At 66.2% G+C, this 14967-nt stretch carries 9 protein-coding genes and 3 rRNA genes (1 of these 12 only partly in view); 4 read left to right on the top strand and 8 right to left on the bottom strand.

The features are described from left to right. The first annotated feature begins 193 nt into the window (after positions 1 to 193). The gene (putA, locus tag E5790_RS07895) at positions 194 to 3412 is read left to right on the top strand and encodes a bifunctional proline dehydrogenase/L-glutamate gamma-semialdehyde dehydrogenase PutA (protein ID WP_014645688.1); all 3219 of its coding nucleotides are present in this window, start codon (positions 194 to 196) and stop codon (positions 3410 to 3412) included. Positions 3413 to 3563: 151 nt separating this feature from the next. Here putA and E5790_RS07900 read toward each other — a convergent pair whose 3' ends face one another. From E5790_RS07900 to E5790_RS07910, 3 genes are all read right to left on the bottom strand, one after another. Further along, positions 3564 to 4637 carry an AAA family ATPase gene (locus E5790_RS07900; protein ID WP_111206333.1) on the bottom strand — a complete coding sequence of 358 codons (1074 nt, stop codon included), beginning with the start codon at positions 4635 to 4637 and terminating at the stop codon, positions 3564 to 3566. Next, a complete protein-coding gene (gene pnuC / locus E5790_RS07905) occupies positions 4624 to 5223 on the bottom strand; it encodes a nicotinamide riboside transporter PnuC (protein ID WP_111206331.1) in 600 nt (199 codons plus the stop codon). The genes E5790_RS07900 and pnuC overlap by 14 nt, the downstream gene beginning before the upstream one ends. Positions 5224 to 5336: 113 nt before the next feature. Continuing rightward, a complete protein-coding gene (locus E5790_RS07910; RefSeq protein WP_049419231.1) occupies positions 5337 to 6764 on the bottom strand; it encodes an outer membrane protein transport protein in 1428 nt (475 codons plus the stop codon). A 225-nt stretch (positions 6765 to 6989) separates the two neighbouring features. On the opposite strand from E5790_RS07910, the gene E5790_RS07915 reads away from it, so the two are divergent. Beyond that, positions 6990 to 7682, top strand: coding sequence for a rhomboid family intramembrane serine protease (locus E5790_RS07915; RefSeq protein WP_005414994.1), 693 nt, complete (start codon positions 6990 to 6992; stop codon positions 7680 to 7682). An 83-nt stretch (positions 7683 to 7765) separates the two neighbouring features. Here E5790_RS07915 and E5790_RS07920 read toward each other — a convergent pair whose 3' ends face one another. Together E5790_RS07920 and E5790_RS07925 are read right to left on the bottom strand one after the other, a co-directional pair. Beyond that, complete coding sequence (locus E5790_RS07920) at positions 7766 to 9238, bottom strand: S41 family peptidase (RefSeq protein WP_069118095.1); 1473 nt, start codon at positions 9236 to 9238, stop codon at positions 7766 to 7768. Positions 9239 to 9346: 108 nt separating this feature from the next. Beyond that, positions 9347 to 10648, bottom strand: a complete 1302-nt coding sequence (locus E5790_RS07925) for a peptidoglycan DD-metalloendopeptidase family protein (protein WP_014645683.1) — start codon at positions 10646 to 10648, stop codon at positions 9347 to 9349. Positions 10649 to 10743: 95 nt separating this feature from the next. Between E5790_RS07925 and E5790_RS07930 the strand changes: the two genes are divergently transcribed. Beyond that, positions 10744 to 11406: a hypothetical protein gene (locus E5790_RS07930; protein WP_014645682.1), complete on the top strand. Its 663-nt coding sequence runs from the start codon at positions 10744 to 10746 to the stop codon at positions 11404 to 11406. Between the two features lie 86 nt (positions 11407 to 11492). Then, a complete protein-coding gene (locus E5790_RS07935) occupies positions 11493 to 13202 on the top strand; it encodes a M28 family metallopeptidase (protein WP_049441383.1) in 1710 nt (569 codons plus the stop codon). Positions 13203 to 13516: 314 nt separating this feature from the next. On the opposite strand, the gene rrf (E5790_RS07940) is transcribed toward E5790_RS07935, so the two are convergent. The 3 genes from rrf (E5790_RS07940) to E5790_RS07950 all read right to left on the bottom strand — a co-directional run. Then, positions 13517 to 13631: ribosomal RNA gene (gene rrf, locus E5790_RS07940) — 5S ribosomal RNA — on the bottom strand. Between the two features lie 133 nt (positions 13632 to 13764). Beyond that, positions 13765 to 13879: ribosomal RNA gene (gene rrf / locus E5790_RS07945) — 5S ribosomal RNA — on the bottom strand. A gap of 126 nt (positions 13880 to 14005) precedes the next feature. Continuing rightward, a 23S ribosomal RNA gene (locus E5790_RS07950) occupies positions 14006 to 14967 on the bottom strand (it continues 1918 nt past the right edge of the window).

Here is a 14967-nt window from a genome sequence, read left to right on the forward strand (position 1 = left end):
TTTCCCATGCTGCAACACAGCATGGGGTCGGCGGCGCGAATGCCGAATTCAGCACAAATATTGCCGGGCTTGCTGAACACGCTGAATACACCACCGTTAGGGGCTATCAGCCCTTCACGAAGGTGGCTGTGGGGCACTTCCGCAACCCGCAAAAATGATTAAAATCGCCAAGTTTTCCATTGGCCGGACCGGCATGAACGCACCTTCCTCCTCCCCTGCCGCCAGCGACGCCCAGCGTCCCGGCGTGCTGCTGTCGCCGGAACTGCCGGCGCCCCCCAACCCGTTCCGCCAGGCCATCACCGATGCCTGGTTGAAGGACGAGGCCAGCCACGTCCGCGAGCTGCTGGCGCAGGCCCGGCTGCCGGCCGACGAGCAGGCCAGGGTGCAGGCGCTGGCCGCCGACCTGGTCGGCCGCGTGCGCGTGCGTGCCAAGGACCAGGGCGCGATCGAAGCCTTCATGCGCCAGTACGACCTGGGCAGCGAAGAAGGCGTGCTGCTGATGTGCGTGGCCGAAGCGCTGCTGCGCATTCCGGACCAGGACACCGCCGACAAGCTGATCCGCGACAAGCTGGCCGATGCCGACTGGGAAAAGCACCTGGGCGGCAGCGACTCGGTGCTGGTCAACGCCTCCACCTGGGGCCTGATGCTGACCGGCAAGCTGGTACAGATGAACGACGCCACCCGCGCCGATGCGCCCAGCGCGTTCAAGCGCCTGGTCGGCCGCGTCGGTGAGCCGGTGGTGCGCCTGGCCGTGCGCCAGGCGATGAAGATCATGGGCCACCAGTTCGTCATGGGCCGCACCATCAGCGAGGCGCTGTCGCGCTCGCACAAGGGCGACAACGCGAACTACCGCTACTCCTTCGACATGCTGGGCGAAGGCGCGCTGACCATGAAGGACGCGCTGCGCTACCTGGAAGACTACCGTCGCGCGATCCACGCCATTGGCGGTGATCACAAGGCCCGCGGCGGCCGCCCGGATGGCGACGTCAACAACGCACCGGGCATCTCGATCAAGCTGTCGGCGCTGTACCCGCGCTACGAGCACGCCAAGCGCGAGCGCGTGCTGAAGGACCTGGTGCCGGGCGTGCTGGAGCTGGCGCAGCTGGCCAAGAGCTACGGCATCGGCTGCACCGTCGACGCCGAAGAGTCCGACCGCCTGGAACTGTCGCTGGACATCATCGAGCAGGTGTTCTCCGACGCCTCGCTGGCCGGCTGGGACGGCTTCGGCGTGGTCGTGCAGGCCTACCAGAAGCGCACACCGTACACGATCGACCACCTGGCCGACATGGCGCGCCGCGCCGGTCGCCGCCTGCAGGTGCGCCTGGTCAAGGGCGCCTATTGGGATGCCGAGATCAAGCGCGCGCAGATCGAAGGCTATCCGGGCTACCCGGTGTTCACCCGCAAGCAGAACACCGACGTGTCCTACCTGGCATGCGCCAAGCGCCTGTTCACCCATGCCGACGCGATCTACCCGATGTTCGCCACGCACAACGCGCACACCATCGCTGCGGTGCGCAGCATCGCCAACGGTGGCGTGTACGAGCACCAGAAGCTGCACGGCATGGGCGATGACCTGTACGCCGAAGTGGTGCCGGCCGATCGCCTGGGCCTGCCCTGCCGCGTGTACGCCCCGGTCGGTTCGCATGAAGACCTGCTGCCGTACCTGGTGCGCCGCCTGCTGGAAAACGGCGCCAACTCCAGCTTCGTCAACCGCATCACCGATGAGCGCGTGCCGATCGCCGACCTGATCCGCGATCCGGTCGAGATGGTCGCCTCGTTCGCTTCGATTCCGCATCCCAAGATCCCGCTGCCGGTAGACCTGCTGCGCAGCCAGAACCACGACAGGAAGAACTCCATGGGCGCCAACCTCGCCAACGACAACGAACTGCGCGCCCTCGCCGAGCAGCTCAACGCGGCCGTGAAGCCGTGGCAGGCCGCCCCGCTGGTGCCGGGTGCGAACCCGGCCGGCGCCTCGCTGCCGGTGACCAACCCGGCCGACACCCGCGAAGTGGTCGGCCAGTGGCTGGCCGCCGATGCCGCCACCGTGCAGAAGGCGCTGGCGAATGCCGTAGCCGCGCAGCCGGCCTGGAACCGCACCCCGGCCGCCAGCCGCGCCGCCATCCTCGAGCACGCCGCCGACCAGCTGGAAGCGCGCATGCCGGAGTTCATGGCGCTGTGCGTGAAGGAAGCCGGCAAGAGCCTGCCCGACAGCATCGCCGAAGTGCGCGAAGCCGTGGACTTCCTGCGCTACTACGCCAAGCAGGCGCGCGAGCAGTTCAGCCACGCCGAGAAGCTGCCCAGCCCGACCGGTGAGTCCAACGAGCTGCAGCTGCACGGCCGCGGCGTGTTCGTCTGCATCAGCCCGTGGAACTTCCCGCTGGCGATCTTCCTGGGCCAGGTCGCTGCTGCACTGGCCGCCGGCAACAGCGTCATCGCCAAGCCGGCCGAACAGACCAACCTGATCGGCTACTACGCGGTGAAGCTGCTGCACGAAGCTGGCGTGCCGGCCGAGGTGGTGCAGTACCTGCCGGGCGACGGCGCCACCGTCGGTGCCGCACTGACCGCCGACCCGCGCGTGGCCGGCGTGGCCTTCACCGGCTCCACCGACACCGCACGTGCGATCAACCGCGCCATGGCCGCGCGTGACGCCGCCATCGGTGTGCTGATCGCCGAGACCGGCGGCCAGAATGCCTTCATCGCCGACTCCTCGGCGCTGCCGGAACAGCTGGTCAAGGACGCGATCGGTTCGGCCTTCACCTCCGCCGGCCAGCGTTGCTCGGCCGCGCGCGTGCTGTTCGTGCAGGACGACATCGCCGACAAGGTGATGACCATGCTGGCCGGCGCGATGAAGGAACTGAAGGTCGGCAACCCGGGCCTGCTGTCCACCGACGTCGGCCCGGTGATCGACGCCGACGCGCTGAAGATCCTGCAGGACCACGCCGAGCGCATGGACCGCGAAGCGCGCCTGATCGCGGCCGCCGAGCTGTCCGCCGAAGCGGCCAATGGCACCTTCTTCGCACCGCGCGCGTATGAACTGAAGGACCTGGGCCAGCTGCACAAGGAAATCTTCGGGCCGGTCCTGCACGTGATCCGCTGGAAGGGCGACCAGCTCGACGCGGTGATCGACCAGATCAATGCCACCGGCTACGGCCTGACCCTGGGCGTGCATTCGCGCATCGACGAGACCGTTGATCGCATCAGCAACGGCGTCCACGTCGGCAACGTCTACGTCAACCGCAACCAGATCGGCGCGGTGGTCGGCGTGCAGCCGTTCGGCGGCCAGGGCCTGTCCGGCACCGGCCCGAAGGCCGGCGGCCCGCACTACCTGCTGCGCTTCGCTACCGAAAAGACGGTGACGGTGAACACCACCGCCGCCGGCGGCAACGCCTCGCTGCTGACCCTCGGCGACTGATCGCCTGCTTGATGCAGTAAACAAAAAACCCCGCGAACGCGGGGTTTTTTGTGCTTTGCTTCCTGTAGAGGCGGGCCCACGCTCGGCTTTCCTGGCTGTAGAGCCGAGCCCATGCTCGGCTTTTCTGGCGCAGCCGAGCGTGGGCTCGGCTCTACAGAGGCAAGGCCACACTGAACCGATTGTCCGCCCGCTTCGCCAGCTCGCCCTGCACGCGTGCGATGCGCGTCTCCAGATCGCCTTCCAGCAGCACATGCTCGACACCCTCTGCCTGCAGCTGCTCCAGGTACCACGCATGCTGCTGCGTCCGGAAGGCTTCGCCCACGCGCGTGCCATCCTGGTCAAACGGAATATCCGGCGCGCACAGGAACAGCAGGTCGTAGCGTCGTCGTGCCGCTTGCCGCAGCGGCTGCGGCGCCGTGCCAAACATCCAGCCGCTGTAGCCCAGCGTCACCAGCGGCGTGGTATCGCAGAACAGCCAGCGATGCGCACGCCGCACAGCTTCGTCTTCGTGCTGTGGCTGTGTCATTGCGATGCGCAGCAGATCGCCCGGCGTCAGCTCTCCGCCTCGTTGCTCCCACAGCGTGCGGCCATACTCCGGCACCCAGACAGTCTGCAGACGCTCGGCCAGCACGCGGGCCAGCGTGGTCTTGCCGCTGGACTCGCCACCGATGAAGGCCACGCGCTGTACATGGTCGGCATACACCTGCGGTGCGAGCCCATGGCGATGCGCATGCGGATCGCTGCGCAGCTCGGTGCCGCAGGCCTGCCCGACGTCCAATGCGCGTTCGAGCCGCTCATGGCGTACCGGCGCACCGAAGTGCGTGGCCAGCGCCTGCGCGAAGCCGTCACCGTAGTCCTCACCGGTGTACACCGCCTGCACCGGCCCACCGAACAGGTTCAGGCACAGCCAGGCGGTAAAGTCACGTTGCACCTGTTCGTCATCACTGTCCTGCGGCAGCGCTCGCACCGGCAAGCCATGCTGCGTGCACAATGCGGCCAGTCGCGCGTCGTCAAGCACCGCTACCGTGGCCTGCGGGAAACGCGCACGCAGCCAGCGCTCGCGGCGCGCAGCGCTGTAGCCGGCAAAGCCCGGCTGCGACCAGCCGATCACCAGCAGCTGCTGGCAGCGCGTGGCGGCGAAGTCGATCAGTCGTTCATGGCCGCGATGCAGCGGGCAGAACTTGCCCACCACCAGGCCGCGTGCAACGCGCTCAGGCAGCGGCATCGGCCGCCCTGGCCCCGTCCCGCATCAGGTGCCGCCAATGGCGCAAGGCGACCAGCGCGTTGATCCAGAAGCCCACATACAGGATCGAGGTCAGGTGCAGGCCACGGCTGTAGTAGAGCGGCACCGCAACGGTGTTCACCAGCAGCCATACCCACCACGATTCCAGCTTGCGTCGCATCATCAGGATCTGCGCGATCACACTCAACACCAGCACCGCCGAATCGATGTACGGCGCATAGGCATTGGTCAGGCGGGTCAGCATCCAGCCGTAGCCGAACGTGGCCACTACCGCCAGCGGCGCCAGCCAGGCCCAGGCGCGCGGCCGCAATGAAGTGATCGGCAACGGCGCGCCATGGTCACCACGCAGCCACTGCCACCAGCCCAGCACGCTGATGGCGATGAAGAAGAACTGCAGCACCATGTCCGCATACAGATGCGATCGTTCGAACACGGCAGCAAACAAGGCGCAGCCGACGATGCCCAGCCACCAGGTGTGCACGTTGTTGCGGCCGGCCAGCAAGATCGATCCGGCGACGGCGATGTTGGCAGCCAGCTCCAGCTGGAAGTTCGGATCGGACAGGTTCATGTCGCTATTGTCGTGGATCCGTGCGCTGCGTGGACGCCCCGGCCCGTCCCCACAAAAAGAAAGGCCCCGCTTGCGCGGGGCCTCCTTCGTACTGCTCCAGGCAATCGCCCGAATCAGAACTTGTACTGCATCGACGCCGCCAGCACGTCGCCGCTGACCTTGTACTTGCCGGTCACGGTGTTGCCGGTGGCCGAGGTCGAGGTGATGTTCGGATCCTTGGTGAACAGGTGGGTGTAGCCCACGCTGTATTCCATCTTGTCCGAAGCGGCGTAGGTCATGCCCAGCGACAGCCACTTGCGGGTGGTGTCCGGCACGCGCACGTCGCGGTGGGCATCGGTGGTCGGGGTCTGGTCATAGGCCAGGCCGCCGCGCAGGGTCAGCTTGTCGTTCACGCGGAAATCGGTACCGATCGACGCGAAGGTGGTGTCACGGTAGTGGAACGGCAGCACGCTGTCCGGCTGGTTGGAGTCGTAATCGACGACGACCTGGTCGAACTTGCTCCACGCAGTGCGCGTGACTTCAGCCATGATCTGCCACTGGTCGTTCACACGGTGGGTGAAGCCCACGGTGGCGCTGGCCGGCAGGGTGATGGTCGCGCGACCGTTGCTGTCGATGAAGGTACCCGGGGCAGCAGTGGCCAGGAAGGCCGCCGCATTCTGCGGGATGGTGAAATCGGCCTTGCCGTCGGTGATCTTGTGCTCGACCTTCGAGCGGTAGCTGAACGCGATGTTGGTGCCTTCCACCGGGGTGACCGTCATGCCCAGGGTGTAGCCGACCGACACTTCATCGCCCTTGATGCGCAGGTAGCCATCGGCGGTGCCCGGCGAGAAGCCGAGCTGGGCGGCCTGGCGTGCAGCGGCCTGCGAGGCCGCCGCAGCCTGGGCTGCGGTGCCGCCGGCAGCCAACACACGCGCCGCAGCGGTGCGCTGGGCAGTGGCGTTGATCGCGGTGCCGGTGTCGACAGCACTGGTCAGGTCGACGTTCAGGCGCTCGGCGAACACCGACGCACCGAACGACAGGTACGGGTTGACGTCATAGGAGAACGCCACGCCCAGGTCGATGGCCTGCAGCTCGGTCTTGACGCCGTTGTAGCGGCCGACCCAGTCGCGGTCGTATTCGGTCTTGAAGCCGAACGGCACGGTCAGCGAAGCACCGAAGTGCATGTTGTCGTTCTCGCCGAACGGCACGTGGAAGTACGCGGCCGGAACCGGGGCGATCATGCCGGCGTCGCCGCCGTTGCCACCGGAAATCGGCGCGCCGTTGGCGTACTTGCCCTGACCGCGGAACTTGGCGCCGAAGCTGATGGCGCTGACGTCGCCCTGGACCAGGGTGCCGTCGAGCAGGCGCATGGACGCCGGGTTGGTAGCGATGACCGAGGCGTCACCTTCGGTCGAGGTGGAGCCGGCGAACGCGCGGCCCAGGCCCTTGGCGCTGTTTTCCTTCAGCTGGAAGGCGGCAGCATTGGCATCGGCGGCGGCCAGCGCACCGGCAACGCCGACGGCCAGCAGGGTCAGTCGGGCAATGGTGGAAGCGGTTTGCATCGTAGTTCTCTCTCCGGTAAGCGGTGATGGTGCTCTGAGTGCGCCTGCGCCCGCCGGGTCCTGGGACCCATCGGAGCGCGCCGGATTCCCCTCCCGACATACGACGCCGTATGCGAGTATTACCCAGAGCTGTTAATGAAACAATAACAGCGCAGGCGGTTTTTTCGTCTCAAAAGCTGAACAGGACCGTCCCCACCGAACGTGGCCGCACGCTAGGCTATTGGCATGTTCGTCTCCCTCCCGTCGCGCAAGAAGGCGGCCCTGCGTTGGGCCACGCCCGTGCTGTTCGCGTCATTGTGGCTGGCATTCCTGTGGTCGATCTCGCGCCCGGACGATGCCCGCGGCAGTCTCTGGCTGGACTGGGGCGCCCTGTCCACCGGCCTGACCCGTCCGCTGGACTGGTGGGCGACCCTGCAGGACGGCAGCGTGCTGCGCCTGTTCACTGCGCTGTTCCTGCACGCCGACTGGTCGCACCTGCTGGGCAACCTGGTGTTCCTGCTGATCTTCGGCCTCCCCGCCGAGCGGGTGCTGGGGCCGTGGCGGTTGCTGCTGCTGTTCCTTGTGGGCGGCGCGGTGTCCAACCTGGTGGCGATCTACACCATGGGCAGCCCGGACCAGATCATCATCGGCGCCAGCGGCGCGGTGTCGGCGCTGATCGGCGCCTATCTGGCCCTGTTCCCCGGTGCCCGGCTGGGCGTGGTGATCCCGCTGGGCCTGTTCCTGGAGTTCGTGCGCGCCCCGGCCTACCTGCTGATCGGCGTCTGGGCCGCGCTGCAGGTGGTGTTCGCCCATATCGGCCCCAGCTTCGGCATGGTGGCCTGGTGGGCGCACATCGGCGGCTTCGTGTTCGGCGTGGTGTATGGCGTGTACGTGCGCGCCGCGATCGCGCGCCGCCTGCGCAAGCGGCACGGATTCTGACCCCTGGTAGTGCCGGCCGCTGGCCGGCTCCACGCTCACCCGCTCGTTCGTAGATCAGTCGAGCATGGCTCGACTCTACAAAATCAAGGCTTGGCCGGGACGGGTTCGGGCTTTGCTTCCGGCTTTGCTTCCGGCTTTGCTTCCGGCTTTGCTTCCGGCTTTGCTTCCGGCTTTGCTTCCGGCTTCGCCGCAGCGGCCTTCGCGGCCTTGGCCGCATCCGCCTTGGCGGCCTCGGCCTTCAACCGTGCGGCCACCGAGCCTGGGTTCTTCAGCTCGGCCAGCGCGTCGTTGATCGGGCCATCGCCCGGCAGCACCGCACCGGCGTGGTAGCCCTCCGTGCCTTCGTCATCGCCGCGCAGATGGCCCGGCAGGGTCGCTTCGCTGTAGTCGCTCAGGCTGGCTGGCAGTGCATCCTCGGCCGGCGTGGCGGCGGGCTTCAGTTCGACGTCCGGCACGATGCCGGTGGCCTGGATCGATTTGCCGCTCGGCGTGTAATAGCGCGCGGTGGTCAGCTTCACCGAATCACCGTTGTCCAGCGGCAGCACGGTCTGCACCGAGCCCTTGCCGAAGGTACGGCTGCCGACCACGCGCGCGCGCTTGTTGTCGCGCAGCGCGCCGGCCAGGACTTCCGATGCACTGGCCGAACCGGCATCGGCCAGCACGACCACCGGTGCGCCCTTCAGCAGGTCGCCCGGGGTCGCGTCGAATCGTGCATCGCTGATGCTGATGCGGCCACGGGTGCTGACGATGTTGCCCTTGTCGAGCAGATCATCGGCCACCTGCACGGCAGCGGTCAGCAGGCCACCCGGGTTGCTGCGCAGGTCCAGCACCAGGCCCTTGAGCTGGCCACCGGACTGCTTCTGCAGCTGCTGCACGTGCTTCTGGAAGTCCGAACCGGTATCGGCCTGGAAGGTGCTCAGGCGGATGTAGCCATAGCCGGGTTCCAGCAGGCGGCTGCGCACGCTGGTCACGCGGATGGTCTGGCGGGTGAGGCTCACGTCGAACGGCTTGGGCTTGCCTTCGCGCACGATGGTCAGCACCACCTTGCTGCCGGCCGGGCCGCGCAGCGGCTCGCTGGCATCGATCGCACTGATCGGCTTGCCGTCGATGGCGATGATCAGGTCACCAGCGAGGATGCCGGCCTTGGCCGCCGGGGTGTCGTCGATCGGCGCGATCACCTTCATGCTGGCGTTGTCCGGCTGCTGCTGCAGCTCCACGCCGATGCCCTCGTAGGCACCATTGGCCTGCTCGTCGAAGGCCTGCGCGTCTTCCTTGTTGAAGTAGGTGCTGTGCGGATCGAGGTCGAGCAGCAGGCCACGCACGGCCGACTGCATCAGCTTCTTGTCATCGACCGGATCGACATAGGCGGCGCGCACCGCGTTGTACACGGCCACGAAACGGCGGATGTCCTCCAGCGGCACCTTCGAGGTCACCGCCTCCTCGCTGTTCGCTGCCTGCCCGCTGGTTTCCTGGCTCGGGGCGGGCGCGGTCTGCTGCGCCCAGGACAGCGCTGGCAACAGGGCCAGCAAGAGGGTGGCGGTACGGGCTGCGCGCATGGATCACTCCTGTCGACGTTGGCATCGTGCCCAAGGCACATGCACCGATTATGCGCGAAGCACAGCTAAATTCCCGTTGAATCCAACCCGCATCCGGCAGGCCTGGATTCAGCGCCGCTGCAGCCAGCTGTCCGGGTTGACCGGCTGCCCGCCACGGCGCAGCTCGAAGTACAGCGCGGTGACGCCCTGGCCACCGGAATTGCCGACCTTGGCCACCGCATCACCGCGGCTGACCCGTGCGCCGGCATCCTTCAGCAGGGTGTCGTTGTGTGCATACAGGCTCATGTAGCCATTGCCGTGGTCGACGATCAGGATCATGCCGTAGCCGGTCATCCAGTCGGAGAACACCACGGTGCCGTCGGCCACGGCCGTGACGGTGCTGCCGGCCGGCGCGCCAATCAGCACGCCGCTGCTGGTACGGCCATCGGGCAGCTTGCCGCCATAGCGGGCCAGCAGGTTGCCGGACAACGGCCAACCCAGGCCGCCGACCTTCGGTGCCGGTGCCGACGCCACCGCAGGTGGAACCTTGGTAGCCGGCGGCGGTGGCCGGCCCTGTGCGGCCGCCTGGCGTGCGGCCCGCTCGGCAGCGGCCTTTTCGGCAGCAGCTCGACGCGCCGCCGCGCGACGCTCGGCTTCGGCCCGGGCGGCAGCGGCACGCAGATTGGCCAGCAGCGTTTCCAGCGCCTTGGCATCCTGGCCCAGTGCCTGTTCCTTCTCGCGCCGGTCCTTGAAGCGTTCGTCGAGCGAGGCCACGGTCTGCGCGCGGTCACGGCGGTCGGCCGCCAGCGCCGCTGCCTGCTGCTTCTGGTCCTGCTGCGCCCCCTGCAGCTTCTGCTTGCGCTCGGCGATCTGCGCCTGCAGCGCTTCCAGTTCCTTCAGGTCGGCGGTGAGCGTGGTGATGCGCTGCGCTCGTTCGCGCTGCAGGTAACGATGGTAGGCCAGGGCGCGATTGGCATCGGCCACCGTGTCCTGCGACAGCAGCAGCTTCAGCGGTGCGTGATTGCCAAGCTGATACGCCGCGCGCAGCAGGCCGGCCAGTTCGCGGTGCTGCTGGGCCAGGTTGGTTTGCAGGCTGCTGCGGCGCTGCTCGGCCTGGGCCAGGGCCTGGGCCTGCTCACGCAGCGCCGCTTCGGTCTGCGCAAGCGCGCGGCCGGTGCGTGCCACCTTCTCGTCGGCCTCGCGCAGCTGTTGCGATGCTTGGCCACGCTGCCCTTCGATCTGCCGTCGCTCCTGCGCCACGCCCTTCAGCTCGGTACGCAGCTTCTGCAGCTTGCGCTCGGTCTCGCGGGTGGTCTGCGCAGCACCCGGCAGGGGCAGGGCCAGCGCCACAGCCAGCCCCAGCAGCAGCCAGCGCCCGCCGCGTACGGCGGCGATGTGATGTCGGCGTGATGGGAAGGCGTTGTCGCGCAAGGGCTTTCCAGTGACTTCAGGCAGTTGCGGGGGGTACCGGGGAATGGTGACATCTCCGCACGCGGCCTGCCAGCCGCACATCCATCGAGGTCCCCATGAAAACTCTATCCATTCCGCTGCTGTTGGGCGTACTGCTGGTCACCGGGCCGGTCTGCGCCCAGGAGAACATCAGCAAGGTCAACGGCAGCATCAGCGCCGAACCCGGCCAACGCTACGGCAAGCTGGACACCGTCAACGGCGGCATCCGTGTCGGCGAAGGCGTCGAGACCGGAAGCATCGACACCGTCAACGGCGGGGTGAAGGTTGCCGACCGCGCACGCACCGGCAAGATCGAAACCGTCAACGGCGGTGTCCGCCTGGGTCGCGAAGTGATCGCCAGCGGCGGCGTCAGCACCGTCAACGGCAGCATCTTCACTGATCGCGGCAGCCAGATCGAAGGCGGCGTCGAGACCGTGAACGGCGGCATCGGCCTGGTCGAGAGCCGCGTCGGCAAAGACGTCGAGACCGTCAACGGTGACATCACCGTCGGCATCGGTTCGCAGGTCAACGGCGGCGTGCATGTGCGCAAGCCGAACTTCAGTGTCTCGCTCACCGCCAGCCGCAAGCCGCGCGTGATCATCGGCCCCAACGCGGTCGTCAGTGGGCCGCTGCAGTTCGAGCGCGAGGTGGTGCTGTACGTGCATCGCACCGCACGCATCGGCCCGGTCACCGGGGCCGAGCCGATCCCGTTCGATACCGAAACCGCGCCGGCCGACTGAACCCGTCGCACCCGCCGCTTTGGTGATACTCGCGTTTACCGGTCGCGCGTGAGGTGCGACCGCCCTTTGTTCTCCAGGAATCGACGATGCCCCGCAAACTCCTCCTGTGCCTGGCCGCCGCGGCCGCGCTCAGTGCCTGCAAAGGCGAATCCACGCCGGCTGCCACGCCGTCCACCGATACCGCCGCCGCGAAGCCGGCCGCCCATCAGTTCTCACCGGAGATCAACGCCGGCGACTTCGCCGAGATGGTCAAGACCCTGGCTTCGGATGAGTTCGAAGGCCGCGCCCCGGGCAGCAAGGGCGAAGAACTGACGGTCAACTACATCCGCGACCAGATGCAGCGCATCGGCCTGCAGCCCGGCAACGGCGACAGCTGGTTCCAGGATGTGCCGATGACCGAGACCACGGCCGACGAATCGACCGTGCTGAAGATCACCCAGGGCGGCAAGACCACCGAACTGAAGTTCGGCACCGACATGGTGGTCGGCACCCGTACCGGCCAGGCCGAGGTGAAGGTCGATGCCAGCGACCTGGTGTTCGTCGGCTATGGCGTCGATGCGCCGGAGCAGAAGTGGAATGACTACGCCGGTCAGGACTGGAAGGGCAAGACGGTCGTGATGTTCGTCAACGACCCGGGCTTCCACGTCGACGACGCGAAGCTGTTCGACGGCAAGCGCATGACCTACTACGGCCGCTGGACCTACAAGTTCGAGGAGGCCGCCCGCAAGGGCGCCGCCGCCGCGCTGATCGTGCACGACACCGCCGGCGCGTCCTACGGCTGGGACGTGGTGAAGAATTCCTGGGCTGGCCCGCAGTACGACCTGCCCGCCAAGGATGACCCGGAAGCGCGCATCCCGGTACAGGGCTGGCTGAGCGCCGACGCGGCCAAGGCGCTGTTCGCCGGTGCCGGCCTGGACCTCGCCCAGGCCTACAAGGACGCCAGCAAGCGCGGTTTCAAGCCAGTGCCGCTGAAGGCCACCGCTGCGGTCGACCTGAAGAGCCGGATCGCACAGAAGCAGTCGCGCAACGTGGTCGGCGTGCTGCCGGGCAGCAAGCGCGCTGACGAGGCCGTCCTGTACATGGCGCACTGGGACCACCTGGGCAAGCATGAGGGTGAGACCGGCGACAACATCTACAACGGCGCGGTCGACAACGCCACCGGCGTAGCTGGCATTCTCGAAGTGGCCGAAGCCATGGCCCACCAGGAGCCGAAGCCGGAGCGTTCGGTGGTGTTCCTGGCGGTGACCCTGGAAGAGTCCGGCCTGCTGGGTTCCAAGTACTACGTCGCCCACCCGACCTTCCCGCTGGACAAGATCGCCGGTGTGATCAACATCGATGCGATGTCGGTGGCCGGCCGTGCCAAGGACGTGACCGTCACCGGCTTCGGCAGCTCGGAGCTGGAGGACATCCTCAAGCCGCTGGCCGCCGCCCAGGACCGCACCCTGCACGGTGAGACCTCGGTACAGAGCGGCTTCTACTTCCGCTCCGATCACTTCAACTTCGCAAAGGCGGGTGTGCCGGCCCTGTACGCCGATGGCGGCGAAGACCTGCGCGAGGGTGGCGTGGAAGCGGGCCGCAAGGCGGCGGCGGACTACGGCGCCAACCGTTACCACGGCCCGAAGGACGAGTTCGACGCCGCCACCTGGAAGCTGGACGGCACCGTCGAAGACCTGCAGCTGATGTACGGCGTGGGCAAGGAACTGGCCGGTGGCGATCGTTGGCCGAACTGGTATGCAGGCAATCCGTTCAAGGCAGCCCGCGACGCGATGATGAAGGACAAGGTCCCGGCCAAGTAGAGTCGGGCCATGCTCGACTGAGCACTGTTGAGAGCAGAGCGGCGCCCCACGGGGCGCCGCTTTTCTTTTGCGTACCGTCGGCGGCTCATCCACGGTTGGTGTGGATCTGCCGGTAGTGCCGGCCGCTGGCCGGCAATCGATTGGTAGCGGCCAACCCTGGTTGGCGCCATGCTCCTCGCGGAGCACTTACGCATGGCGTGGATCTACCGGGCAATGCAACGCCATCGGATTGCCGGCCAGCGGCCGGCACTACCGGGGTTTCCTGCGCACAAAGAAAAACCCCGCTGCATGAGCAGCGGGGTTTTGGGTGTAAACCCTGGCGATGACCTACTCTCGCATGGCTTGAGCCACACTACCATCGGCGCAGCTGCGTTTCACTTCCGAGTTCGGGATGGGATCGGGTGGTTCCACAGCGCTAATTTCACCAGGGAGACGGTTGCAGCAGCGCTTGCAGCGCCAGCTTCGCGATCTTGCCCTTGGGGCGGAAGGGACCCGGAAAATGCAGTGCCTTCACTTAATAAGAAAAACCCCGCTGCGTGAGCAGCGGGGTTTTGGGTATAAACCCTGGCGATGACCTACTCTCGCATGGCTTGAGCCACACTACCATCGGCGCAGCTGCGTTTCACTTCCGAGTTCGGGATGGGATCGGGTGGTTCCACAGCGCTAATTTCACCAGGGAGGCTTTTGGAGCGTCGCACTCGTCCCTGGGGGACAAGGCGCCAGCCTCGCATAGTTCTTGTGACGTAGCGTGCACTTAGATGCTCTTACGACGCTGTCGTAAAGCCAAGGCAACTTGAGGTTATATGGTCAAGCCGCACGGATCATTAGTATCAGTTAGCTCAATACATTGCTGTACTTACACACCTGACCTATCAACCACGTAGTCTACATGGTTCCTTCAGGGGGCTTGTGCCCCGGGAGATCTCATCTTGAGGCGCGCTTCCCGCTTAGATGCTTTCAGCGGTTATCGCTTCCGAACATAGCTACCCGGCAATGCCACTGGCGTGACAACCGGAACACCAGAGGTTCGTCCACTCCGGTCCTCTCGTACTAGGAGCAGCCCCTCTCAAATCTCCAACGCCCATGGCAGATAGGGACCGAACTGTCTCACGACGTTCTGAACCCAGCTCGCGTACCACTTTAAATGGCGAACAGCCATACCCTTGGGACCGACTACAGCCCCAGGATGTGATGAGCCGACATCGAGGTGCCAAACACCGCCGTCGATATGAACTCTTGGGCGGTATCAGCCTGTTATCCCCGGAGTACCTTTTATCCGTTGAGCGATGGCCCTTCCATACAGAACCACCGGATCACTAAGTCCTAGTTTCCTACCTGCTTGATCCGTCGATCTTGCAGTCAAGCACGCTTATGCCTTTGCACACAGTGCGCGATGTCCGACCGCGCTGAGCGTACCTTCGAGCTCCTCCGTTACTCTTTAGGAGGAGACCGCCCCAGTCAAACTACCCACCATACACGGTCCCCGACCCAGATAATGGGCCCAGGTTAGAACGTCAAGCACGACAGGGTGGTATTTCAAGGATGGCTCCGCCACAGCTAGCGCCATGGTTTCATAGCCTCCCACCTATCCTACACAGACGAACTCAACGTTCAGTGTAAAGCTATAGTAAAGGTTCACGGGGTCTTTCCGTCTTGCCACGGGAACGCTGCATCTTCACAGCGATTTCAATTTCACTGAGTCTCGGGTGGAGACAGCGCCGCTGTCGTTACGCCATTCGTGCAGGTCGGAACTTACCCGACAAGG

The sequence above is a fragment of the Stenotrophomonas sp. PAMC25021 genome, from assembly GCF_004795795.1.
Taxonomy (GTDB): Bacteria; Pseudomonadota; Gammaproteobacteria; order Xanthomonadales; family Xanthomonadaceae; genus Stenotrophomonas; species Stenotrophomonas muris.